Raw genomic sequence first — 24,467 nt, forward strand, 5'->3', positions numbered from 1 at the left:
GCGGCGATCACCGCCCGCTCGTCATTCAAGCCAGCGGGATATTTGACCGGAAGCATTGACCGCAACGAACAATCAAGTGCGAATTACACAGAACAAACAAACAAAACCGGCGGCCACGCGAATGCGTGACCGCCGGTCGAATGACGCGGTACGGGCCTATCCGGCGATGCCCGAGCCCGTTGGTTTGTTTGTTTGGCGAAACCGCCGGAGAATTACGTCAGCGGGTGACGGCGCTGTTGATGCTGCCGAAGTCCAGCGCCCCCTCCAGCTCGGTGTAGGTGCCCTTGCCGAGCAGTTCGGCCGCCGCGCGCTGCGCGACGGTGTAGGCCGCCTGGCTCAGCGCGGTGCCGAGGCTGACCCGGCGCACGCCCGCGGCCTCGAACTCTGCGACCGTGGGCGCGCCCGGCCAGGCCATCACGTTCACCGGCAGCGGCGACGCCTTCACCAGCCTGCCCAGCGCGTCGAGGTCGATCAGGCCCGGCACGAACAGGCAGTCCGCGCCCGCCTCGGCGTAGACGCCGGTACGCGCGATGACGTCGTCCAGCCGGCCCGCCTCCTTCCCGATGCCGAACAGGAAGACGTCGGTGCGCACGTTGATCACCAGGTCCGGCAGGCCGGCCTTCACCGCCGCGTCCCGGGCGGCGCGCAGCCGCGCGCCCTGTTCGGCGGCGTCGAAGAGCGGGCCGCCGGGCGCCCTGGAGTCCTCGATGTTCACCCCGACAGCGCCCGCCTCGACGATCCCGGCCACCGTCGCGGCGACGTCCTCGGGGGCCGGGCCGTAGCCGCCCTCGACGTCCGCGGTCACCGGGACGTCGACCGCCGCGGCGATCCGCCGGACCGCCTCGACCATCTCGTCGCGGGTCAGGCCGTGCCCGTCCGGCCGGCCGAGCGACCACGACACCCCGCCGCTGGTCGTGGCGATCGCCTTGGCGCCCGCCCCGGCGATGAGCGCGGCGCTGCCCGCGTCCCACGCGTTGGGCAGCACGAGCACTCCGCTGCCGTGCAGCTCGCGCAGCGCTGCCGCCCTGGCCTGCTGAACTTCACTGTCCACGCCGTTTCCTCCCTATTGTGTTTCCGCCACGGTGACGCTGTAGAGGTCGAGCTCGCGGAACGGGTTGGGCTGGACGTCCCGCAGCCGCGTCGACCAGGCCGACAGCGTGCTCTGGTACCAGATCGGGATCGTCGGCATGTCCTGCAGGATCGCCCGCTCCGCCTGCTGGTAGAGAGCCCAGCCCTGTTCCCTGGTCGGTGCGCTGTCCGCGGCGGAGAGCAGCGCGTCGACCTCGGGGTTGCTGTAGCCGCCGACGTTGTCGGACGCGCCGGTCCGGTACATCGGGCTCAGGAAGTTCTCGATGGACGGGTAGTCCGCGACCCAGCCGGAGCGGAACACGGCGGTCATCTCGCGGGCGTTCAGCTTGCGGCGGAACTCCCCGAGCGTCGGGATCGGCACGAAGCGGCACGGCACGCCGAACGTCTCGGTGACCGAGGCGCAGACCTCCTCCATCCAGGGCTGGTTCGGCGAGTCGACGTTGGACGTCAGCTCGATGTCGCCCTCGAACCCGGCCGCCTCGAACAGCTCCCTGGCCCGCGCCGGGGAGTAGGTGCACAGCTCGCCGCCCTGGTCCTCGGCGCGCCCGGAGATGGCCGGCGGGACGAGGCCGTCCGCCGGCACCTGGTGGCCCTGGAAGATCTTGTCGATCAGCTTGACCCGGTCGATCGCCATGGAGATCGCCCGCCGCACCCGCGGGTCGGCGTAGCGCGGGTCGTAGAGCGGGAACGAGATGGTCTGGATGCCGAGGTAGGTCCGGTCGTGGGTGCGGCCCGGGAGGTCCCGCAGGTACCGGTCGCCTTCCAGCGCCCAGAACGGCGTGACGTCCAGGTAGTCGAGCTTGTCCGCGATCACGTCGTGGTAGGCGTCCCCGAGGTCGGCGTAGATCCGGAAGTCGACGCCGCCGATGCTGGGCATGTCGTCCCCGGCGTACGCGTCGTAGCGCTCGAGCAGGATGTTCTTCTCGCGCTCCCGGGAGACGAACCTGAACGCGCCGTTGCCGATCGGGTGCGCCTCGAACGCCTCCCGGTCCTTGAAGAACGCCTCCGGCAGCGGGAAGAACGCGCTGCAGCCGAGCGTGACGGGGAACTCGGAGAACGGCGCCGACAGCGTCACCGCGAAAGTGCGGTCATCGATGACCTTCAGACCGGACAGCTCCCCGACCGTGGAGTCGGGGGCGTTCACCTCGTCGAAGCCCTCGATGTGCGAGAGGAAGCTGGCCGCCTGCATCTTGTTCGGGCCGTGTGCGGTGAAGTTCCACGCGTCGACGAAGCTGCTCGCCGTGACGGGCGTGCCGTCGTGGAACGTCCAGCCGGGCTTCAGCCTGATGGTGAAGACCGCGGAGTCGGCGGTCTCGATCGATTCCGCGACCGCGTTCCGCGGATGGGCGTCGACCGGGTCGTACGAGACCAGCCCGCGGAACAGGGCGGCGATCACCTTGACCCCGCCGGACTCGGTCGTGTGGCCGGGTATCAGCGCGTTCTCCGGCTCGGTGCCGTGGTAGCTGATGATGGATGGGCGCACACTTCCCCCTCGAAACCTCGTCTGGTCGATGACGTCGGAACTCGCGCGGACGCCGGGCGTCAGCGCCGATCAGAGTTCAACAAAACATCGGATTGGCTGCCATCTCCGGGAACCAGATCAATCAACAGATCAAACTCATCGGCCCGCCGCGCCGGCACGCGTCCGGCGTCCACGAGGTCAGGCGGGGGTGAGGGTCTTGGTCTCCTCCTCGGCCGGAGCACGCCTGATCGCCATGGAGAGGAGCGCCGCGCCGATGCTGAGCGCGCCGGCCGTGTACCAGGCGGGCGCGTAGTCGCCGAAGCTGTCGCGGGCCATGCCGGCCAGGGTGGACGCGCAGGCGGCGCCGATCTGGTGCGCGGCGAAGACCCAGCCGAACACGACCGGCGCGGACATCCCGAAATGCTCCCGGCACAGGATGATCGTCGGTGGCACGGTGGCGATGAAGTCCAGCCCGTAGAAGACGACGAACACGATCATGAACCCGGTGACCTTCTCGTCGAACACCTGCGGCAGGAGGAGCAGCGAGACGCCGCGCAGCACGTAGTAGATCGCCAGCAGGACCCGCGGGTTGACGTGGTCGCTGAGCCAGCCGGACAGGACGGTGCCGACGAGGTCGAAGATGCCGATCACGGCGAGCAGGCCCGCGGCGGTGACCCGGTGCATGCCGTGGTCATGGGCGGCGGGGATGAAATGGGTGAACACGATGCCGTTGGTGGTGGCGCCGCAGATGAAGAAGCTCACCGCGAGGAACCAGAACGGCTGGGTGCGGGCGGCGCTCTTCAACCGGTCGATGGCGTGCCGCGCGGCGCTGCCCGTGACGGGCGGCGGGGGCACGATCTCCTTGGCGCCGAAAGGCGGGATCCCGACGTCGGCGGGATGCTCGCGGAAGAAGAGCAGCACCATCGGCACCGCGGCGGCCGCGACCAGGGACACCACCACGGCGGCGCTCCGCCACCCGCCGTCCGACTCGCTCAACGCCGTCACCAGTGGCAGGAAGATCAGCGAACCGGTCGCGCCGCCCGCCGAGAGGACGCCGGTGACGAGGCCCTGGCGCTTGACGAACCACCGGGTGCCGATCGTGGCCACGAACCCCAGCGAGATCGAACCGGCGCCCAGGCCCACCATCACGCCCCAGAGCAGGACGAGCTGCCAGGCGGCCGTCATGTACACCGTTAATCCGCTGCCCAGCGCGATCAGCGCCATCGCACCGGCGGTCACCTTGCGTACACCGAACCGTTCCATCAGGGCGGTGGCGAATGGCGCGGTGACCCCGTACAAAGCGAGGTTGACCGACATGGCGAAGCCGATGGTGCCGGTCGACCAGCCGAATTCGTCCTGCAGCGGTTCCACCAACGCGCCGGGGGTCGACCGGAACCCGGCCGCGCCGACGAGCGCGGCGAAACCGATTCCCGCGATCATCCACGGCCATATGAGTTGTTTGTTGTGAGTCACTCGGTAAGAGTGCTCAAAGCGGCACGGTTCCGGGAAGTGGCTCTTTGGCCATCATGTGCAAGAATTGGGCCATGTACCGGCTTCACCAGATCGCCGTGCTCGCGCTCGACGAGGTGGTCGCGTTCGACCTCGGCACGCCGACGCAGGTCTTCCCCTCGGCCCGCGACGAGCAGGACCGGCGGCTCTACCAGGTGCGGATCTGCACCCCCGGCGGCCGTCCGGTGCGCAGCTCGGCGGGGCTGACCGTCACGTCCGAGCACGGCCTGGAGCTGCTGGCGGAGGCCGACACGATCCTCGTGGCGGGCGTGCACTACGGCGCGCGGGTGCTGGGGGACGGCACGATCGACGAACCGGTGCGGCTCGCCCTGCGGGCGGCGGCGCATCGGGGCGCGCGGATCCTGTCGGTCTGCACGGGCGCGTTCGTCCTCGCCGCGGCCGGCCTGCTGGACGGCCGCCGCGCGACCACCCACTGGGCGCACGCCGACAATTTCCGCCGGCTGTTCCCGCACGTCGACCTCGACCCCGACGTGCTGTTCGTCGACGACGGCGACCTGCTCACCTCGGCGGGCGTCGGCGCGGGCGTCGACCTGTGCCTGCAGGTCGTCCGGGACGACCACGGCAGCGGGATCGCGAACATGACCGCGCGGCGCTGCGTCGTCCCGCCGTGGCGGCCGGGCGGCCAGTCGCAGTACATCGTCCGCCCGATCCCGGAGGCGACCGACACCTCCACCGCCGCGGCCCGCGCGTGGGCGCTGGAGCACCTGCACGAGCCGCTCGACCTGCACGCCCTGGCCGCGCAGGCCCGGATGAGCATCCGCACGTTCACCCGCCGGTTCCGCCAGGAGACCGGCCTCAGCCCGCGAAAGTGGATCATCCAGCAGCGCGTCGAGCGGGCCCGGCACCTGCTGGAGACCACGGACCTGGCCATCGACCAGGTGGCCCGCCACTCGGGCTTCGGCACCGGCGCGGCGCTCCGCCAGCAGATGAGCGCGACACTGGGCGTGGCCCCCAGCGCCTACCGCACCACATTCCGCGCGACGGGTCTCGACAAGCTCACCCCCTCCCCCGAGGTCCTGGGCGCGTAATCCTCGCCAGGGACGGGGAGAGGGGATTCGCGGGTGAAGATCTGTTTGGCTTCGGCCGGGGTCTTTGCGCAGGTCAGGGTGAGCATTAGGAGGAGGCGCGCCTTGGGTGGGTGGAGGTCGGTTCCTATGACCGCGTCCTCCTGGGGGTAGGCCGCTCCCGTGTTCGTGTGCGGGGCCGCCACGAAGGTCAGGCCGTTGCCGGCCAGGGTGCGCGCGGCGCGCTTCTGCCGGGGGGACAGCGGGCCCGACAGGACGATCCCGGCGGCGCCCGTGTTCGCGACGGCCAGCAGGGTCTCGGGGCCGGCGTCCAGGTAGCCGGGCACGATCTCCACCTTGGGGATCTCTTCCGGGCTCGTCTCGAACGGCGTCCAGCGGTCGTCCGGGACGGGGACGCGCTGGAGCCTGATCCGGGCGGCGTCGATCGTGCCCAGGCGGCCCGCTCCCGGGGACTGGAACGCGTGGGTGCGCACGGTGTCGCTCTTGACGGCGTCCCGGGCCGCGAGGATCTCGTCGTTGAGCATGACCACGACGCCGTGGGGCCGGGTCCGGCCGCTCGCCGCCAGGAGGACCGCGTTGTAGAGGTTCGCCGGGCCGTCCGAGCCGATGACGGTCCAGGGGCGCAGGGCGCCGGTGACCACCACCGGCCTGGCGCGGGACAGCGTCAGGTGGAGCCAGTAGGCCAGCTCCGCCAGCTCGTTCGTGCCGGTCGTCACCACGACGGCGTCGGCGGGCGTCCGCTCGACCGTGCGGGTGAGGGCGCACAGGCCGGCGACGGTGTGGTGGTCACCCGCGAAGTCGGCCGCCGTCACCTCGGCGACCTCGTCCAGCTCCGGACGGAGCGCGTCCGCCATCTCGGCGGCGGACAGCAGCCCCGACTCGTACCGGTGGAAGCTCACCCTGGTCGCCGCGACGCCCGCGATGGTGCCGCGGGCGCCGACCACGGCCACCCGCGCGGCGTCCGTCACGCGGAGGGCTCCGCCATCGCCACCGCGATCTTCCGGCGGCCGCTGAACGGCTCGCGGCCGTGCGCCGCCAGCATGTTGTCGACCACCAGCACGTCGTCGCGCCGCCAGTCGTACCGCACGGAGGCGGCCCGGTAGCAGTCGCGCAGGTGCGCGACGACGTCGTCCGGGATGCGGCCGCCGTCGCCGTAGTAGGTGTTGGACGGAAGCTCGTCCTCGCCGAAGGCCTCCAGGAGCCCCTCGGCCACGTCCGGGTCCCGGGTGGTGATGTGGAAGAACGTGGCGTGGTTGAACCACACGCGTTCGCCGGACACCGGATGGACGTGCACGGCGTCCCGCACGGCCCGGGTGCGCAGGCCGTCCGCCCCGCGCCACTCGATCTCGATGTCGCGCTCCCGGCAGTAGGCGGTCACGGCGTCCCGGTCGGCGGTGCCGAACGCGTCGCACCAGTACGTCCCGAAGTCCTCGTGGAAGTTGCGGACCACCATCCACCGGCGCCGCTCGAACTCCTCCCGCACGGACGGGTCGATGCGCCGGTACACCTCCCGGACGTCCGCCAGCGGCGTCGCGCCCTGCGCGGCGGGCGGCTCGATGCAGTAGAAGTACAGCGTCCGCGGCCAGACCGACTGGTAGGAGTTCTCGTTGTGCAGGAAGATCTCCTCGTCCGCCGGGTAGTCGGTCGAGGTGTAGACCCGGCCCTTGATCGTGCTGCGCGGGGACGACCGCTCGGCGTAGGCCAGCGGCGACGCGCCCGACACCGTCCGGACCACCCGGTCGAACCCGTCGACGCCGCCCACCGCGAAGCCGCGCAGCAGCACGGCCCCGTCGTCGGCGAGCCGCCGCCGGATCTCCGCGCGGTCGCGCTCCAGCAGGCCGAACAGGTCCGCGTCGCCGTCCGCGCGCTCGATGACGCGGGGCAGCACGCGGCTAGCCTGCGCCGCACTCGTCATGATCCCTCCGCCGCTCGTTCAGTCGTTCATCGCGACTTCAGCCGGTCACCGCGACTCGGCCGGTCACCGCGACTCAGTCGGTCATCGCGACCAGCACGCGCCGGCTCCCGGTGAACGGGCGGCGGCCGTGCCCCACCAGCACGTTGTCGATCAGCAGCACGTCGCCGGCGACCCAGTCGACGTCGACGGCCTCGGCCAGCCCGCGGTCGCGGACCTGAAGGACGTGCTCGGCCGGGATGGGGCCGCCGTCGGCGTAGGAGACCGACTGCGGCAGGTCCTCCTCCGGCAGCACGTCGGCCAGCGCGGCGGCGGTCTCGTCGCCCAGGGCGGCCGGGTGCCACTGGTCGGCCTGGTTGAACCAGACCTCGTCGCCGGTCACCGGATGCCGGATCGTGGCGGGCCGGATCTGGCTCACCCGCAGCGCCCCGTCGGGGCGCCACTCCCAGGTGGCCTCCATGTCCGCCAGGTACTCCTCCACCCGGTCGCGGTCCTCGGTTTCGAAGGTGTCCTGCCAGCTCTTGCCGAGCCCGTAGCCGTCGTGCAGGTTCTGGGTGTAGCGGACCCCTCCCGCGAAGGCGTCCCGCACCTCCTCGTCCAGCGCGCCGAGCCACCGCGTCCCGTCGACGACCGGGGTGGCGCCGCCGGTCTCGGCGGCGATCTCGCAGTAGAACATCAGCCGCGCCGGCCACCGGGAGGAGTAGGACAGCTCGTTGTGCATGGAGATCGTCATCTCCGCGGGGTACTCGGTGGACGTGTAGACGTTGTCCCCGACCTTGGTCCGCGGCGAGTTCCCGTGCACATAGGCCAGCCGGTTGGGCAGGACGCCGTCCATGACCGGTTCGAGCCGGTCGCGGGCGACGCCGAACCCGCGGAAGACCAGCGCTTTCTCCTTGACCAGGAGGTCGCCGATCAGCTGCCGGTCGGCAAGGTAGGCGAGGAGTCCGTCGGCGTCTGCCGAGGCTCCGATGTCGCCGGGCCGAATCTCCAGGGGCGTCCAGCCGTGCTCGTCGTCCATGCGCGTACCCTGCCGCCGCGATCTATACGGATTCTGTACGCGCACCGTCACGGGGTTCATTCGTTGGTTCCCAGGGCCTCGGTGGCGCGCGTCCGCATCGCCGCCCGGGCCGGCAGGACCGACGCCAGCAGCGCGATGACGACGCAGGCGGCCACGATCCCGCCCACCGGCGACCACGGCACCACGACCGTGAGGCGTCCGGAGAGGCCGAGGAGCCCGGCCACCACCCCGCCCATGCTCAGCGCCGACACGAGCAGGGCGAGGACCGCGCCGACGCCGACCACGAGCAGGGACTCGGCCGCCACCACGCCCAGGACCTGGCGGCGGGTGGCGCCGGACAGGCGCAGGACGGCCTGGTCCCGGGCCCGGTCGGCGGTCGCCATCACCAGGGTGTTGGCGATCGCGATGGCGCAGTAGAGCAGGGCGACGCCGAGGACGACGTACATGCCGAGCCGGCTCTGCCGCCCGCTGTCGGACGCGGCCGCGCCGATCCAGTCCGGGACGGCGGCGGGCCGCGCCCCGAGCCGGTCGGTGGCCGCGCGCAGGGCCGCCAGCGCGGCCGCGGCGTCGGTGCCCGGACGCAGCTTCACGTCGATCGACTCCGGCATGGCGGTACCGGCGTTGCGCGGGGTGACGAACACGCTGTGGTCGCCGGTGCCCGTCTCCAGGACTGCGGCCACCGTCAGCGACGTCCTGGTCCCGTCGGCCAGCCACACGTCGATCCGCTCGCCGGGCTCGCGGCCCCATTCCCGCGAGACGATGATCGAGTCGTCCGCCAGCCGGGCGGGGTCGCCCGACACCAGCGGCAGCTCGGCGACCTCGCCGAGCGCCCGCGGCGTCACCGCCTGCGCCGGGTACTTCACCAGGGCCTCGCCGTCCTCCAGGGCGAACAGGACGGTCGGCGTCCGGACCACGGTGTCCACCCCGGGTACGGCCTCGACCCGGTCGACGACGGCCTGGTTGAGCCCGGGCGTCCCGGCGGGGGTCACGATGAAGTCGGCCCGGTGCTGGTCGCGCAGCTCCGCCTGCTCCGCGCCGTCGATGCTGGCGGTGGCGCCGAGCAGGGAGAGCCCCAGGCCGACGGTGACCAGCACCGGCGCGGCGGTCGAGGCGGTCCTGCGGGCGGCGGTCAGCGCGTTCTCCCGGACGATCATCGCCCCCGCGCCCCGCAGCAGGCGCAGCGGCAAGGTGACCAGCCGGGCCAGCGGCGGGACGATGATCGGGGCGAGCATCGCGAACCCGGCGATCAGCAGCATCGTCACCGGGATGTACTGCTTGCGGCTGGTCGCGCCGCCTGGGTCGCCGAGCACGGAGGCCAGCATCCACAGGCCCGCGACCGTCCCGCCGGCGCCCAGCACCCAGCGCCCGGCGGTCATGGCCTTGGTCTCCAGCGCCGCGTCGCGCAGCGCCTCGGCCGGGCGGATCCGGCCGGCGCGGCGGGACGCCGCCCAGACCCCGAGCAGGGAGACCGTGAGGCCCATCGCGAACGCCACGGCCAGCGGCCAGGCCGTCGCCGGCACCGTGTAGGACGCGGGCGCCAGCTCCCGGTCGACCAGCCAGCCGCCCAGCGCCGGGGCGCAGACCGGTCCGAGGGCGCAGCCGAGCGCGGCGGCGATCACGCCGACGACGAACGCCTCGGCGAACAGCATCCGCCGCACCTGGCGGGGCGTCGCGCCGACCGCGCGCAGCAGCGCCAGCTCCCGGCGCCGCTGGGCGACCGCGAGGGAGAAGGTGGACGCGACGACGAAGACGGCGACGAAACCGCAGATCCCGCCCGCCGTGCCCAGCATGATCTTGGTCCCGTCCAGCGTGTCCTGTTCGGTGCTCTTGCCGCCGCCGCCGAGTCCGGCCCCGGCCGTCCGGGCCCGGTCCCCGGTGAGGACCACGGCGGAGCCGTCGACCGCGGCGCGCAGCTCCGCCGCCGGCGCCCGGCTGATCACGGCGTCGACGCGCGGCGAGAGCCGGGCGGCCGCGGCGTCGGTGAACAGGATCGCCGGTTCCGCCTCCCCCGGATCGACCACTCCGACGACCCTGTACACCGCCGGGCCGCGTGCGGTGAGGACGGGGACCGCCGCGCCCGGACGAGGCCCGCCCACGGGGGAGGCGACCTCGTCGGGCGCGGCGGGAGCTCTGCCCGCGACCAGCCGGTACGGGGCGTACGGGGCCACCGACCACGGACGGCCGATGGTGACCCGGGGCCCGCCGGCGTCGCGGGACGCCGGCTGGGCGTAGAAGACGCGGTCCTCGACGGCACCGCCGAGCGCGGCGGCCTTCGCCGCGACGGCGGGGTCCAGCCCGCGCGGCGCTTCGAGCTCGCGGCTCTCGGTCTCGTCCCCGACGGCCACGCGCACGCTGTCCGGCGCCCGGACCACCGCGGGCGCGGCGCCGTACCGGACCGATCCCTCCTCGGCGGAGGACGCCGTCTCGGTGCCGTATGCGGCGGCGAGGGCCAGCCCCATCGTGGCGACCAGGGCGACGCCGAGGGTGAGGGTGAGGAAGGACCCGGCGAACGCGATCCAGCGGGCGCGGACGGTCAGCAGCGCGATCCTCAGCACGGCGCCGACTCCAGACGGGTCATCTGCGCCGCGACCGCCTCGGCGGTCGGCTGCTCCATCTCGCCCACCAGGCCGCCGTCCGCGAGGAACACCACGCGGTCGGCGTAGGAGGCGGCGACGGGGTCGTGCGTCACCATGACGATCGTCTGGCCGCGCTGGTCGACGAGGCTGCGCAGCATGATCAGGACGTCGCGCGAGGTGGAGCTGTCCAGCGCGCCCGTCGGCTCGTCGGCGAACAGCACGGCGGGCCGTGTCACCAGCGCCCGCGCTATCGCGACCCGCTGCTGCTGGCCGCCCGACAGCTGGCTCGGCCTGTGCCCGGCCCGGTCGGCGAGCCCCACGTCCTGGAGCACTGCGGCGATCTCGCTCTTCTTGGGACGGCGCCCGGCCAGGTGCAGCGGCAGCCCCACGTTCTGTTCGGCGGTGAGGGACGGCATCAGGTTGAACGACTGGAAGACGAACCCGATCCGGTCGCGGCGCAGGAGCGTCAGCCGTGTCTCGCCGAGGCCGGTCAGGTCGGTCCCGGCCAGGTCGACGCGTCCCTCGTCGGGACGGTCGAGCCCGGCGGCGCACTGCAGCAGCGTCGACTTGCCCGAGCCGGACGGGCCCATGATCGCGGTGAAGGTGCCGGCGGTGAACTCCAGCGTCACCCCGGCGAGCGCCGTCACCTTGCCCTCGCCCGACCCGTACGTCCTGGTCACGGCCGTCAGGCGCACCGCCGCACCGGGCACCGCCTGGCCGGTCGCCGGCATCGTCTCGGCGCCACTGTCCGTCCCCGTCTTGTTCATGCCGCAAGCCAACCGCGCCGGCGCCGTCGAGCGCACTGGCACTGCTTCGACTCTTTGGGGTAGCACTGGCACTACCCCGGCGGTAGTACTGCCGTCATGGGCTGCGGCGGGCCGGGCGAGTACGGTCGTGGCATGCGATCACGCACGGCCTGGCAGGCGCTGACCGACCGGGGGTTCCTGGTCACCGCCTGGCCGTGGCGGGCGACGGCGTACCTGCTCACCGGGACGCTGGCCGGCGCGCTGGAGCTCGTCCTGCTGAGCACGGCGCTCACGCTCGGGATCGTGCTGGGCATCGTCCTCGTGGGCGTGCCGCTGCTGCTGGCGCTGGGGTTATGCGGGCTGCCGGTCGCGGCGGCGGAGCGGCGGCGGCTGCGGCTGGTCGACCTGGAGCCCGCGCCCGGCCCGCACCGCGACCCCGAGCGTCCCGGCTTCTGGCCGTGGCTGCGGACCCGCTACCGCGAGCAGGCCACCTGGCGGGACCTGGCGTTCACGCTGCTGTCGGCGGCCGTGCTGTGGCCGGTGGAGCTGGCGGCCCTGGTGACCGGGCTGGCGGTGCCCGCGGCGCTGCTGACCGCCCCGGCGATCATGGCGGCGGACCCGGACGGCGAGCTGAGGCTGCTCAAGACCTGGACGCTCACCAGCGCCTGGCAGGCTTGGGTGATACTGCCGCTCGGGGTCCTCTCGCTGCTGGTGGGGATGTATCTGGTGACGGTGGTCGCGGCGGCGCGAGGCGCGCTCACCCGGCTGCTGCTGGTGGCGCCGCGCGAGCCGGAGCTGACCGAGCGGGTCGACGAGCTGACCCGGTCGCGGGCGCGGCTCGTCGACGCCTTCGAGGCCGAGCGGCGCCGGATCGAGCGGGACCTGCACGACGGCGCCCAGCAGCGGCTGGTCGCGCTGACCATGACGCTGGGGCTCGCCCGCACGACCACCGGGCGGGAGACCGGCGAGCTGGTCGACAAGGCGCACGCGGAGGCCAGGCTCGCGCTCGACGAGCTGCGCGAGCTGATCCGCGGCATCCACCCCAAGCTGCTCACCGACCGGGGGCTGCCCGCCGCGGTCGACGAGCTCGCCGGCCGCTCCCCCGTCCCGGTCAAGGCCGAGCTCGACCTGCTCGGACGCCTTCCCGAGCCGGTGGAGAGCGCGCTCTACTTCGCGGTCTGCGAGGCGCTGGCGAACGTCGCGAAGCACAGCGCCGCGACCACGGCCTGGGTGACCGCCGGACGGGACGGCGACCGCGTCACGGTGGAGATCGGCGACGACGGGGTCGGCGGCGCGGCGGCGGCGCGGGGCACCGGGCTGGCCGGGCTGGTCGACCGGATCTCCGTCGTGGGCGGCACACTCGACCTGTACAGCCCGCCCGGCGGGCCCACCCTCGTCCGCCTGGAGGTGCCGTGCGGCCCGATCGACCGCTCCGCCTAGTCGTCGCCGAGGACGGCGTGCTGCTGCGCGAGGGCCTGGTCGGCCTGCTCGCCAGGTTCGGCCACGAGGTGGCCGCCGCCGTCGGCGACGCGGACGAGCTGATCGCCGCGGTCTCCGAGCACGCGCCCGACCTGGTGCTGACGGACGTGCGGATGCCGCCCGACTTCTCCGACGAGGGGCTGCGCGCCGCGGTGGAGCTGCGCTCGTCCCAGCCGGGGCTGGCGGTCATGGTGCTCAGCCAGTACGTCCAGCACGCCTACGCGGCCGAGCTCTTCGACTCGGTCGGCGGGCGCGGCGTCGGCTACCTGCTCAAGGACCGGGTCGGCGACATCGACGAGTTCCGCGGCGCCCTGGAGCAGGTGGCCGCCGGTGGCACGGTCGTCGACCCGGAGGTGGTCCGGCACCTGCTGCGCCGCCGGCACGACCCGCTGGCCCCGCTGACCGGCCGCGAGCGGGAGGTGCTGGCCCTGATGGCGGAGGGACGCACCAACGCCGGGATCGCCCGGGCGCTGACGGTGTCGGAGGCGGCGGTGGCCAAGCACATCGGGAACATCCTCATCAAGCTGGAGCTGCCGCGCACCGAGGATGATCATCGCCGGGTGCTCGCGGTGCTCACGTACCTGCGCCGCTGACCCCGCCCACCCGCGCCGCTGACCCCGCGTATCCGCGCGGCTGCGGGCTGACCACTAACGGCCATGCGCCCCGCGAGAGCCACGATAAGCGCTGACAAGCCGCAACCGTTCCGGTCAAGCGATTGTCGGCCAGACGTCTATACGCAGCCTATATCTGCTGGACGGAGCCGCACGGCGCCCGCCTGAACGCCAGGTGAACCGGCAAATTTCCAGATTGTCCTGTTTGGTTGACATCTGTCCCACTGCGGAGTCATCATGATCAAGGCCCGGCGGGCTTAGATCGCTCCCTTAAACGACAGACGGGGAATGTCCTATATAGATCTTGCTGGTCCAGCTCACACGGGGGAAAGCCAGACCATGGAAATCTTCATTCTCGGGTCCATTGAAGCGCGCCTGAACGGCGAGCGCATTTCACTGGACGGCGCCAAACAGAAAACAGTTCTCGCCGCGCTGCTGCTATCGCGCGACCACATCCTCCCGGACTACCGGCTCAGCGGGCTGCTATGGGGGGAGAACCCGCCCGCCACCGCCAGCTCCCAGATCTATACTTATGTCTCCCGGCTGCGCAAGTACCTCGGCGGCGAGGTCAGCATCGTGCGCAAACCGCCTGGCTACATGATGAGCATCGGGCGTGCGGTCCTAGATCACGAAATATTCCAGCGGCTCGCCCGCGCCGGTCAGCTGGACCTGAAGAACCGGCAATTCCGCAGCGCCAGCGAACATTTCAGGCAGGCGCTTTCCCTTTGGCGAGGCCCGGCTCTCGCCAATGTCAGCGAATTCCTCGCCGAGGCCGAATTACCGCGCCTTGAAGAGGCCCGGATGACCGCCATCGAGGACCGGGTGGAGGCCCGGCTGGCGCTGGGCGAGCAGCTCCAGGTGATCCCCGAGCTGACCGGTCTCGTCGCCGAGTACCCGCTGCGCGAGCGGCTGCGCGCGCAGCTCATGGTCGCGCTGTACCGGGCCGGGCGGCAGGCCGACGCGCTCACGGTCTTCCACGCGGGCCGCCGGCTGCTGGCCGAGGAGCTCGGCGTGGACCCGGGCGCGACGCTGACCGACACGCACCTGGCCATCCTGGCCAACGCCCCCGCGCTCGACCACACCCCCGGGATCGAGCCGGTGCGCGGCGTGGAGCGGCATACGCTGCGGCCCCGGCTGCTGCCGCCCAACGTCATCGACTTCGCCGGCCGCGCCGCCGAGCTGTCCGAGGTCGTCGCGGCGCTGACCGCGCGCGACGTCGCGGCCCCGGCCGCGGTCGAGATCTCCGGGATGCCCGGCGTCGGCAAGAGCGCGCTCGCGCTCCGGGCCGCCCACGCCGCCAGGGACCACTTCCCGGACGGGCAGCTGTACGCCGACCTGGCCCCGGCCGACGGCGCGCCGCTCGCCCCGGGGACCGTGGTGCTGTCGTTCCTGCGCGCCCTCGGCATGACCGACAAGGAGATCCCCGCCGAGTTCGGCGAGCGCGTCCGGCTGTACCGCACCCTCACCGCCGACCGCCGCGTGCTCGTCGTGCTCGACCACGCGGAGAACGAGGCGATGCTCCGCCCGCTGCTGCCCAGCGGACAGGACTGCCGGACCCTCTTCACCGCACGCCGGGACGTCGCGTCCGGCGTCGGCGCCCGCACCGTCCGGCTGGAGACCCTGGACGACGAGGGCTCGCTGGCCATGCTGACGAGGATCGTGGGCGACGAGCGGGTCGCCGCGGAGCCGGAGGCCGCGCAGCGGATCGCCGCACTGTGCGGCGGGCTGCCGCTCGCGCTGCGCGTCGCCGGGACACGGCTCTGCACCAAGCCCCACTGGCCGCTGGAGACGATGGTCCGGCGGCTGGAATGGTCCCGCTCCCGGCTCGACGTGCTGCGGCACGGCTCGCTCGACGTACGGACCCGGATCGAGAGCGGTTTCCTTGAGCTCGACGGGCAGGCCCGCGACACCTTCGCGCTGCTCGGCCTGCTCGACGACCCGGACTTCACCGCGCCGGCGGCGTCGCGGGTCCTCTCGCTCTCCGAGGCCGAGAGCGAGGAGATCCTGGAGACGCTCCTGGACGCGCGCATGCTCCAGGTCAGCGCCTGCGCGAAGACGGGCCATTTCCGCTACCGGTTCCACGAGCTGTTCCGGCTGTTCGCCCGCGAGCAGGCCACCGGCCGGACCCTCGACGACATCATCGGCGCCGACGGGGAGCCCCTCACCGCCCGCTGCTGAACCACCGCTTGCGGCGTCCGCCCCGGTACCCGCCTCTACCCGCCTCCCGCCGGAGGGACGGACGGCCTCCCGTCCCCGGCGGTGGGCGGGTCGTCGTCCTCGGCGAGGGGGATGTCGCCCACCCGGTGCGGCACGGACCGGATCGCGGGGCTGATCACGGTGGCGAGCGCCAGGCAGATCATGGCCGCGCCCAGCCCGAGCACCGTGTGGGTCGCGCCCCACGCGTCGAGCGCGATGCCGGTCACCAGAGGGCCGAGGGCGCTGAGCCCGGAGCCGAGCAGGTCCATGACGCTGCTCGCGCGGCCCTGCATGCGGTCCGGGGTCGTCCGGACGAGGTAGACCCCGCCGACCACGTTGAACGTGCCGGAGATGACCGAGACCGCGATGAAGATCGCGCCGAGCGCCACCGGGTCCCGCACCACCGCGACCAGCGGCAGCAGCACCGCCCACGCGATGTTCCCCCAGATGACGATGGCCCGCATGGTCATCAGCCGCATCCACAGCGGCCCCGTGGCCGCGCCGAGCACGCCGCCAATGCCGCGGGCGACCAGGATCACCGCGAAGGCGGTCTTCGTCAGGTCCTCGTCGTGCTCGACCAGGTACGCGAGGGCGAGGCTGATGCCCTGGAACAGCAGGTTGCTGCCCGCGACGACCACCATCACGGCGCGCAGGAACCGCTGGCGCCACACCCACGCGAGGCCCTGCCGGATCGGTCCGATGATGCCCTTCGGGCGCCGCCGGGACGGGCGCTGGAGGTCCTTCCTGATGAACAGCATCCCGCACAGGCCGAACAGGTGGCTGAGGGCGGTGAACGTCGTCGGCCACCAGTGCGCGAGCCCGTAGATCGCGGTTCCGAGCGGCTGCCCCAGGAGCCCGGCGCCGCGGCCGCGCGCCTCGTTCTGCGCCAGCGCCGCCGAGAGCTGGGACGGGGCGACGAGGTTGCGCACCGCGCCGCGTTCGGCGTGCTTGTAGAAGATGGTCAGCGACGACTCGACGAAGGCCGCGACGACCAGGTGCGGCAGCCACAGCCGGCCGAAGGCCAGCGCGAGCGCCACGCTCCCGACCGCGAGCACGGCGCCGCCGTTGCAGGCGGTCATCAGCCATTTGCGGTTCCAGCGGTCCACCAGGGCGCCGGCCGGAAGCTGGACGAGGAGGTTGGGCAGGAGCGCGGCGAAGCCGACCAGGCCCGCGGCCGTCCCCGAGCCGGTCAGGAACACGACGAGCAGCGGGTAGGTGATCGCGCTGACCCGGGTGCCGAGCAGCGAGGCGGCCGCCCCGCTCCACAGCAGCAGGAAGTCGCGGTTGCGGCGGAGCGGCGGCGGGACGTCCGGCGGGAGGTCCTCCGGGACGTCCGCCGAGCGCGGGACGTCCGGCGGGCGCGGCCCATCCGGGGGGCCGGCGGTCGCCGGGGGCCGCCGCACGGTGCTCATCGTCCCGGCGAACCGCCCCTCGATGCGGTGCCGTCGGTAGGCGCGGTGCCGTGGCGGCACCACTCCAGCGCCGCCATCGCGCTGTGCATCTTGTTCTCGGCCTGGTCGAAGGCGATGCTCATCGGCCCGTCCAGGACCTCGGCGGTGACCTCGTCGCCGCGGTGCGCGGGCAGGTCGTGCATGAAGACGGCCTTGGGGCTGCGCTCCCACAGGCCGGCGGTGACGCGGAACGGGGTGAAGACCGTCCGCCAGTCCGGGTCGGGCTTGGCGGTCCCCGTCGTCTCCCACCTGGTGGTGTAGACGACGTCGGAGTCGCCGGGCAGGTCGTCCATGTGGTGGTGCTCGGCGACCGCCGCGCCGGTGTCCGCGGCCTGCCGGAGGGCCCGCTCCCGGATCGCGGCGGCGAGGCCGTAGCCGGGCGGGGTGCGCAGCTCCAGGCGGACGCCCTCGAACCGGCTGAGCGCCAGCGCCAGCGCGGCCGCCGTGTTGTTGCCCTCCCCCACGTAGAGGATCTTCAGGCCCTCGATCCGGCCGAACCGGCCGTTCAGCGTCACCAGGTCGGCGAGCGCCTGGGTCGGGTGCTCGTCGGCGCTCATCGCGTTGACGACGGCCATCCGGTCCTGGCCGTGGGCCCAGGCCCGCATCTCCGCCGGGTCGCCGGCCGTCCGGGCGACGAGCACGTCGAGCATCCGGGCGAAGACCCGGCCGGTGTCCGCCGCCGTCTCGCCGGTGTTGGTCTGCAGGTCGTCCGGCCCGAACGTGACGATCTGCGCGCCGAGGCGGAGCGCGCCGCTGGAGAACGCGGTGCGGGTCCGGGTGGACGTCTTGCGGAAGTAGATCCCCGCCACCTGGCCCGCCAGGGCAGGGGGCGGGGCGTGCTCGCGGGCGGCGAACCGGGTTCCGCGCGCGACGATCGAGCGCAGGTCGGCGTCGGTCAGGTCGTTGATCGAGATGAGGTGTCGCACGACGCTTGTCTCCTCTGCTGGTCGGGGGGTCAGGCCGGGTCGGAGGCGGTGCGGCCCGCCCGCCAGTCGTCGGCCAGGCGGCCGCGGCCGAAGTCCCCGTCCCGGCGGCCGAGCGCGGCCACCAGCAGGCGCACCACGGCGCCGCCGGACTCGCCGTTGGTGAGCGCGACGAAGCCGGTGCCGCCGGTGACGCGGCTGATCGACATGTTCCAGTAGCCGATCGGCTCGCCGCCGTGGCCGAACTCCAGGTCCGCGCCGGTGTCGTCGACGATGGAGCCGAGGCCGTAGAAGGCGCCCGGGTGCGGCACCAGCATCTGGCGCGCCAGCTCCGTGCGGATGAGCGCGGACTCCTCGCCGCGGTGCGCCCGGCGGATCTCCCGGGCGATCTTCGTCAGGTCCTCGGCGGTGGTCCACAGCCCCGCCGCCGCCACCTCCAGCCGGACCCGCCAGCCGCCCTCGATCGGCGTGCCGTCGGGCGCGTGCCCCACCGCCACGGACCGGCCGGACGTCTCCGGGAAGCGCTGGTGGTAGCTGCTGGCGTCCATGCCCAGCGGGCCGAGCACCAGCGTGTCCATCAGCTCGGTGAAGGGCAGCCCGGTGACGTCCTCCATCACCTGCTGGAGCACCGACCAGTTGACGTTGGCCTTGCGGTACACGGCGCCGGGCGTGCCCGCCGCGCGGACCGGCGGCGTGGTCACCGGCGGCCGCCCGCACAGCAGGTCGAGCAGCGCCGGGACGGGCTCGTCGCGCCGGTAGCCCTTGTTGGGGGCGAGGCTCAGCCCCGAGGTGTTGCCCAGCAGGTGCCGCACGGTGATCACGGGCGGCGCGGCGCCGTCCTCGGCGCCGGGCACCCGCCAGGACGTCAGGTAGCTGTTGACGTCCTCGTCGAGGTCTAGGCGGCCCTGTTCGACCAGGGTGAGCGCCCCGAGGGCGGTCACGTGCTTGCTGATGGACCCGGCCTGGAAGAGCGTGTCCGGGGTGACCGGGTCCGTCCCGCCCGCGGCGAGGACGCCGTGCGCGTGCAGTTCGGCGGGCTCGCCGTCGCGGAGGATCGCGATGCTGACGCCCGGCACGTGCTCGTCCCGCATGGTGGCCAGCAGGCCGGGCACCGGCTCGGCCGCGGCGCGCCGGGGCCTGGCGGAGGGGGCCGTCGCTGGACGTTCGACGAGTTCGGCGACCCTGGTCAGATGCTCCACGGCGAGCCGGGTGGCCGCGACCTCGTCCAGGTCGCGGGCCGGGTAGGTCCAGCGGACCCGGAGCCGTCCGGCGCGGACGCCCGCGTCGATCTCCAGCGGACGCGGGCGTGCCGGGGAGCCGTGCTGCACCGGCCGGGTGTCGCGGGCGACGGCCCGCAATCCGACCTGGGGCTCGGGCAGAGCGGCCAGTTCGGCGGCGATGTCGCCACCGGGATCGAGGCGGAGAAGTCCGTACGCGATGCCCTGGTCCGGGATCGCGCCGAGCTGGCCCCGGACGGACCTGAGCACCGAGGCGGGTTCGCGTTTCGACGGCAGCCAGAGCTGCAGCGGGTGGCGGTGCGCGAAGAGGCCCACGGCGCGGCCGAGACCGGACCGGCCGCCGTCCTCCACGTCGATCAGCACCCGGTCGCCGCCCGCCCAGCGGGTGAGCACGAGCCCGAGCGCCGTCAGCAGGACGTCCGTCGCGCCGTCACCGGGAAGCGCGGCGGTGAGGTCGGGCGGCAGCTCGACCTCGACCGAGCCGCGTTCACCCACCCCGTCGCCGCTCAGCGGGAGCGGCGCGGCCGGTGCCCGGTTGAGCCACAGGTGGGCCTGGGCCTCGATCTCCTCGGACCCGGCCTGCTCGGCCAGCCGGCGCGCCCACTCCGCGAAGGACTCCGCGGCGGGCAGCTCCGGCGTCTCCCCCGCGGCCAGCGCCCGGACGGCGGTCTCCAGGTCGGCCGCGACGATCGCGACGGACGCCTCGTCGGCCAGCAGCGGATCGACGCGCAGGGCGATCCGGTGCCCATCGGCCTCGGCGCTCAGCACTGCGCCGTCCATCGCCTCTTCGACGGTCGCCACGCGCGCCGTGCCTGTTTCGGCGTCCAGGCGGAGCCGGAGCGCGTCGTGGTGGCCGATCACCGTGCGCAGCGCCCGGTCGAGAACTTCGGGGTGGACGGCGTGGTCCAGCGTGAGGTGCGCCTCATGGGCGTGCCCGTTCCCCTGGGCCGACGCGCGATCCAGCAGCGTCCGCTGGAACGGGGTGAGCGGCACCGTCGGCGCGGGCTCGGCGGCGGCGGTGTCCTGGTCGATGGCGGCGGCCAGGTCTTCCAGCGTCTCGTGCTGGTACATCCGCCACACCGACACGGTGAGCCCGGCGCGGCGCGCGGCCGCCAGCACCTGGATCATCAGGATCGAGTGCCCGCCGAGGTCGAGGAACTTGTCGTGCACCCCGACCTGCGGGACGTTCAGCACCCGGGACCAGATGTCGGCGAGGATCCGCTCGGTCTTGGTGCGCGGCGCGACGAACGCGTGCCCGGCGCCCATCGCCGACCGGTCCGGGTCGGGCAGCGCGGACCGGTCGAGCTTGCCGTTGGCGTTGAGCGGGATCTCGTCCAGCCGGACGAAGGCGGCCGGGACCATGTACTCCGGCAGCCGCTGCGCGCAGTACTCGTCCAGCCCGTCCAGGGTGTCGCCGGCGACGTAGTAGCCCACCAGGAGCGTGTTGTCCGGGGTGGGACGGAACGTGGTCACGGCGGCGTCCCGGATCTCCTCGTGCCCGGCCAGCACGGCGCGGATCTCGCCGGGTTCGACGCGGTAGCCGCGGATCTTGACCTGGTCGTCGACCCGGCCGATGAACTCCACGTTGCCGTCGGGTGCGCGGCGGACCAGGTCGCCTGTGCGGTACAGCCGCGTCCCGGGGTTCCCGAACGGGTCGGGGACGAACCGGTCGGCGGTCAGCTCCGGACGGCCCGCATACCCGCGCGCCACCCCGACCCCACCGACGTACAGTTCGCCGACCACGCCCACCGGGACCGGACGCATGCCGCCGTCCAGCACGTACATCGTCATGTTCGGCAGCGGCGACCCGATCGGCACGACGTCCCAGCCGCCGCGCCCGTCGACGGGGAACACGCAGGTGCCCACGGTCGCCTCGGTCGGGCCGTACTCGTTGATCAGTCGGCCGGGACCGAGGATCTCCGCGGCGTCGCCCGCCGCCTCCCCGGCGAACGCCTCCCCCGCGACCAGCACCACCTCGGCCAGCCGTCCGGCCTGCTCGGTGTTGAGCTGCTGGGACAGGATCCGCAGATGGCCGGGAGTGAGCTTGATGAAGCTGAACGGGCCGGCGTCGGCGAGCGCGGGGCCCAGCTCGGAGGGGTCCAGGTCCTGCGGGAAGATGCGGACGGGCTGGCCGCAGACCAGCGGCGCCCACAGGTTGGGTACCGGCAGGTCGAACGCCACCGAGGAGAACAGGGCCCCGCCGCCGGAACCGCGAGAGGCCAGCTCATCGGCCGCCCACCGCACATGGTTGACCAGACCCCGATGGGTCACCTGCACACCCTTCGGACGGCCCGTCGATCCCGAGGTGAAGATGACGTAGGCCAGACTCTCCGGGTCCGCTGCTACGTCGAGCGGCCCATCGTCCAGGTCGGCCAGCGCTTCCCAATCCACCGCGGAGACCGTCAGTTCGGCACGGGCATCGGCCCGCATCGCGGTCACCCGCTCGGCCGGATACGACGGGTCGACGGGAACGTAGGCGGCGCCCGCCTTCCACACGCCCAGCAACACGGCGACCAGGTCCGCGCCGCGGTCCAACTGCACGGCCACTGCCGATTCCGGACCCACGCCCAAGCTCTGGAGGTGGCGCGCGAACCGGTTCGCGCGGGCGTCCAGCTCGGCGTAGGTGAGCGAGCCCTCGTCCCACACCAGCGCCGCCGCGTCAGGCGTCTGTGACGCCTGCTGCTCGAACAGCTCGCGGACCGACAGCTGCGGCACCGGCGCTGACGTCTGGTTCCAACCCGACACCAGCAGCTCGCGCTCGCCCTCGGGCAGGTAGGCGGCCTGCGCGTCGCCTTCGGGGTCGGCGGCCATCGACTCCAGGACCGTGCGGTACATGGTCACGAGACGGTCGGCGTTCTTCCGGCTCAGCGCGCGAGTGTCCGTGGTGAGCACGAGATATCCGGAGACGGCGGCGACCGCCAGCGCGAACTCGGTGGCTCCCTCGCCCTGGCTCGACTCGACGTCCACGACCTCGGTGTCGACCTGGTGGAAGTCCTGGTAGCTGAAGCGGACGTCGACGAGCCGGTCGCCGCCGGCGAGCCGCTGGATCTCCGGCATGGGGAAACGGCGGTGGGGCCAGACCTCCGCCTCGCGGGCGAAGGTCCGCTCCACCAGGTCCCGCCAGGTGCGGGCGCCGCGCTCGTGGACGAACGGCAGCGTGTTGAGGTACATCCCGTACACGCGGTCGGCCCCCAACGCCTCCGGCCGCGCGCTGCAGACCAGGCCGGTGAAGAACGACTCCTCGCCGGTCAGCATGCTCAGGACCTTCAGATGCGCCGACAGCAGCACGGTCTTCAGGGAGGCCCGCGACCTGGCCGCCAGGCCGCGCAACCCGGATTCCAGGTCGCGCAGCGGGACGCCGGCGCGGTACTTTTCGCGCGGTGCGCCCGTGTCGTCCGCCCACGCCTCGGGCAGGGCGAGCCGTGCGTGCCGGTCGAGGACGCCGCGCCAGTAGCCCCGGTCCTCCTCGGACGCGATGGAGCGGCGCTCGGCCGCGATGAAGTCGGCGTACCGGACGGACGGGGGCTCGACGGGCTCCGGCTCGGCCCCGTCCCGGATCCGCCGGTAGACGTCCAGCAGCTCCATCAGCATCGACCGGTGGCTCCAGCCCTCGGTGATCGCGTGGCACACGGTCACCGTCAGCCACCAGGCGTCGTCGCTCTCCCGGTGGACGGCCATCCGCAGCAGCGAGGACTCGTCCAGCTCGAACAGGCTCGCCCGCTCCGCCGCCACGAACTCGCGAAGCGCCGCCTCCGTGTCCTGCCCGCGCAGATCGTGCGCGGACACGCCGATCTCGGCGGACGCGTGCACCAGCTGCATCGGCACCGAGAACGTGTCCAGGTCGAACGAGGTCCGCAGCATCTCGTGGCGTTCCGCCATCACCGCGACGGCCCGGCGGAACGACTCCGCCGAGAACGGGACCTCGTCGCGGATCCGGAACGAGGAGACGTTGTGGTAGGCGTGCAGCTCGTTGTCGGCGAGCATCTCGACCAGCATCCCGAGCTGCACCTGCGACATCGGGTAGGCGTCGGCGACGCCGTCCGGGAGCGCAGCCCGGTCCGCCGCGGAGATCTGCTCGAACGGCTCGACCGGACGCTCCACCTCGGGCCGCGCGGGACGCCCGGTGAGGTACTCGGACAGCGCGGCGACGGTGCGGTGCACGAACACGTCCCGCACCGCGACGTCGAACCCGGCGGCGCGCAGCGCGCCCACGAGCGCGACCGCCCTGATGGAATGGCCGCCGATCTCGAAGAACCCGTCGTGGACGCCGACGCGTTCCAGGCCGAGCACCTGGGTCCAGACTTCGGCGATCTGCGCCTCGGTCACCGTCCGGGGAGCGGTGAAGCGGTCGTCCTCGGCGTCGGCCGGGTCGGGGAGCGCGGATCGGTCGAGTTTGCCGTTGGCGTTGAGCGGGATCTCCTCCAGCCGGACCAGCACCGCCGGGACCATGTACTCCGGCAGCCGCTGCCCGCAGTACTCGGCCAGATCCGGGACGTCGTGGTCGGCGGTGTAGTAGCCCACCAGCCGCTCGGCCTCAGCGATCACCGCGGCGTCACCGACCGCCTCATGCCCGGCCAGCACGGCCCGGATCTCGCCGGGCTCGACCCGGTAGCCGCGGATCTTGACCTGATCGTCCACCCGCCCGACGAACTCCACGTTCCCGTCGAGTGCGCGACGCACCAGGTCACCCGTGCGGTACAGCCGCGTCCCAGGGGTCCCGAACGGGTCGGGGACGAACCGGTCGGCGGTCAACTCCGGACGGCCCGCATACCCGCGCGCCACCCCCACACCACCGACATACAGCTCACCGACCACACCCACCGGGACCGGACGCATCCCACCGTCCAGCACATACATCGTCATGTTCGGCAACGGCGACCCGATCGGCACCACATCCCAATCGGCATCGTCCGGCACCGGGAAGGTGCACGTGCCCACGGTCGCCTCGGTCGGGCCGTACTCATTGACGACCGGGCCGGTGAACCCCAGCTCCCGCACCCGCTCCAACGTCCGCCGCGTGAACGGCTCACCCGCCGCCATGACCAACCCCGCCAACCCAGCAGCATCACTCAACCGCTCGGTCACCACATCCAGTTGGCCCGGGGTCAGCTTCAGGAAGCTGAACGGAGCCGCTTCCATCAATGCCCGGCCTAGATCAGCGAGGTCCAGGTCTTGCGGGAAGATGCGCACGGGCTGGCCGCACACCAGCGG

15 protein-coding genes are annotated in these 24,467 nt (G+C 72.9%); 4 read left to right on the forward strand and 11 right to left on the reverse strand.

The window, feature by feature from the left end:
* Window positions 1-217: 217 nt before the first annotated feature.
* From E1287_RS20985 to E1287_RS20995, 3 genes are all read right to left on the reverse strand, one after another.
* Window positions 218-1,051, reverse strand: coding sequence for an isocitrate lyase/phosphoenolpyruvate mutase family protein (locus E1287_RS20985; protein ID WP_131966745.1), 834 nt, complete (start codon window positions 1,049-1,051; stop codon window positions 218-220).
* Window positions 1,052-1,063: 12 nt separating this feature from the next.
* Window positions 1,064-2,572 (reverse strand): ABC transporter substrate-binding protein, encoded by a 1,509-nt coding sequence (locus E1287_RS20990; RefSeq protein WP_131966746.1) that lies wholly within the window; start codon window positions 2,570-2,572, stop codon window positions 1,064-1,066.
* A 177-nt stretch (window positions 2,573-2,749) separates the two neighbouring features.
* Window positions 2,750-3,991 carry an MFS transporter gene (locus tag E1287_RS20995; RefSeq protein ID WP_131966747.1) on the reverse strand — a complete coding sequence of 414 codons (1,242 nt, stop codon included), beginning with the start codon at window positions 3,989-3,991 and terminating at the stop codon, window positions 2,750-2,752.
* A gap of 104 nt (window positions 3,992-4,095) precedes the next feature.
* Here E1287_RS20995 and E1287_RS21000 point away from each other — a divergent pair, with 104 nt between their 5' ends.
* Window positions 4,096-5,109 (forward strand): helix-turn-helix domain-containing protein, encoded by a 1,014-nt coding sequence (locus E1287_RS21000; protein WP_207934348.1) that lies wholly within the window; start codon window positions 4,096-4,098, stop codon window positions 5,107-5,109.
* On the opposite strand, the gene E1287_RS21005 is transcribed toward E1287_RS21000, so the two are convergent.
* From E1287_RS21005 to E1287_RS21025, 5 genes are all read right to left on the reverse strand, one after another.
* Window positions 5,040-6,074 (reverse strand): asparaginase domain-containing protein, encoded by a 1,035-nt coding sequence (locus E1287_RS21005; protein WP_165969114.1) that lies wholly within the window; start codon window positions 6,072-6,074, stop codon window positions 5,040-5,042. The two genes, E1287_RS21000 and E1287_RS21005, sit on opposite strands and share 70 nt — an antisense overlap.
* Window positions 6,071-7,021: a TauD/TfdA family dioxygenase gene (locus tag E1287_RS21010; protein ID WP_131966750.1), complete on the reverse strand. Its 951-nt coding sequence runs from the start codon at window positions 7,019-7,021 to the stop codon at window positions 6,071-6,073. The genes E1287_RS21005 and E1287_RS21010 overlap by 4 nt, the downstream gene beginning before the upstream one ends.
* A gap of 73 nt (window positions 7,022-7,094) precedes the next feature.
* Window positions 7,095-8,036: a TauD/TfdA family dioxygenase gene (locus E1287_RS21015; RefSeq protein WP_131966751.1), complete on the reverse strand. Its 942-nt coding sequence runs from the start codon at window positions 8,034-8,036 to the stop codon at window positions 7,095-7,097.
* A gap of 56 nt (window positions 8,037-8,092) precedes the next feature.
* Window positions 8,093-10,591: an FtsX-like permease family protein gene (locus E1287_RS21020; RefSeq protein WP_131966752.1), complete on the reverse strand. Its 2,499-nt coding sequence runs from the start codon at window positions 10,589-10,591 to the stop codon at window positions 8,093-8,095.
* Window positions 10,585-11,343: an ABC transporter ATP-binding protein gene (locus E1287_RS21025; RefSeq protein ID WP_131966758.1), complete on the reverse strand. Its 759-nt coding sequence runs from the start codon at window positions 11,341-11,343 to the stop codon at window positions 10,585-10,587. Before E1287_RS21025 ends, E1287_RS21020 begins: the two co-directional genes overlap by 7 nt.
* Window positions 11,344-11,511: 168 nt before the next feature.
* Here E1287_RS21025 and E1287_RS45755 point away from each other — a divergent pair, with 168 nt between their 5' ends.
* The 3 genes from E1287_RS45755 to E1287_RS21035 all read left to right on the forward strand — a co-directional run bounded on the left by E1287_RS45755 (window position 11,512) and on the right by E1287_RS21035 (window position 15,626).
* Entirely contained in the window at window positions 11,512-12,798 is a 1,287-nt protein-coding gene (locus E1287_RS45755) for a sensor histidine kinase (protein ID WP_243719270.1), read from the forward strand.
* Window positions 12,771-13,430, forward strand: a complete 660-nt coding sequence (locus tag E1287_RS45760; RefSeq protein WP_243719272.1) for a response regulator transcription factor — start codon at window positions 12,771-12,773, stop codon at window positions 13,428-13,430. Before E1287_RS45755 ends, E1287_RS45760 begins: the two co-directional genes overlap by 28 nt.
* A 357-nt stretch (window positions 13,431-13,787) precedes the next feature.
* The gene (locus E1287_RS21035) at window positions 13,788-15,626 is read left to right on the forward strand and encodes an AfsR/SARP family transcriptional regulator (protein ID WP_165969116.1); all 1,839 of its coding nucleotides are present in this window, start codon (window positions 13,788-13,790) and stop codon (window positions 15,624-15,626) included.
* 35 nt (window positions 15,627-15,661) lie between these two features.
* Here E1287_RS21035 and E1287_RS21040 read toward each other — a convergent pair whose 3' ends face one another.
* From E1287_RS21040 to E1287_RS21050, 3 genes are read right to left on the reverse strand one after another with little or no spacing between them, the layout of a single operon-like run.
* Window positions 15,662-17,116 carry an MFS transporter gene (locus tag E1287_RS21040; RefSeq protein WP_131966754.1) on the reverse strand — a complete coding sequence of 485 codons (1,455 nt, stop codon included), beginning with the start codon at window positions 17,114-17,116 and terminating at the stop codon, window positions 15,662-15,664.
* Window positions 17,053-18,021: an ornithine carbamoyltransferase gene (locus E1287_RS21045; protein ID WP_131966755.1), complete on the reverse strand. Its 969-nt coding sequence runs from the start codon at window positions 18,019-18,021 to the stop codon at window positions 17,053-17,055. The genes E1287_RS21040 and E1287_RS21045 overlap by 64 nt, the downstream gene beginning before the upstream one ends.
* A 29-nt stretch (window positions 18,022-18,050) precedes the next feature.
* Window positions 18,051-24,461 (reverse strand): non-ribosomal peptide synthetase, encoded by a 6,411-nt coding sequence (locus tag E1287_RS21050; protein ID WP_279505974.1) that lies wholly within the window; start codon window positions 24,459-24,461, stop codon window positions 18,051-18,053.
* Window positions 24,462-24,467: the final 6 nt, after the last annotated feature.

It is taken from the genome of Actinomadura sp. KC06 (assembly GCF_004348735.1).
Taxonomy (GTDB): domain Bacteria; phylum Actinomycetota; class Actinomycetes; order Streptosporangiales; family Streptosporangiaceae; genus Spirillospora.

Bases quoted from the DNA above. Each gene is read 5' to 3' on its own strand.
- E1287_RS20995 (WP_131966747.1), bottom strand. From the start codon at position 3,991: ATGATCGCGGGAATCGGTTTCGCCGCGCTCGTCGGCGCGGCCGGGTTC.
- E1287_RS21000 (WP_207934348.1), top strand. From the start codon at position 4,096: ATGTACCGGCTTCACCAGATCGCCGTGCTCGCGCTCGACGAGGTGGTC.
- E1287_RS21010 (WP_131966750.1), bottom strand. From the start codon at position 7,021: ATGACGAGTGCGGCGCAGGCTAGCCGCGTGCTGCCCCGCGTCATCGAG.
- E1287_RS21015 (WP_131966751.1), bottom strand. From the start codon at position 8,036: ATGGACGACGAGCACGGCTGGACGCCCCTGGAGATTCGGCCCGGCGAC.
- E1287_RS21025 (WP_131966758.1), bottom strand. From the start codon at position 11,343: ATGCCGGCGACCGGCCAGGCGGTGCCCGGTGCGGCGGTGCGCCTGACG.
- E1287_RS45755 (WP_243719270.1), top strand. From the start codon at position 11,512: ATGCGATCACGCACGGCCTGGCAGGCGCTGACCGACCGGGGGTTCCTG.
- E1287_RS21035 (WP_165969116.1), top strand. From the start codon at position 13,788: ATGGAAATCTTCATTCTCGGGTCCATTGAAGCGCGCCTGAACGGCGAG.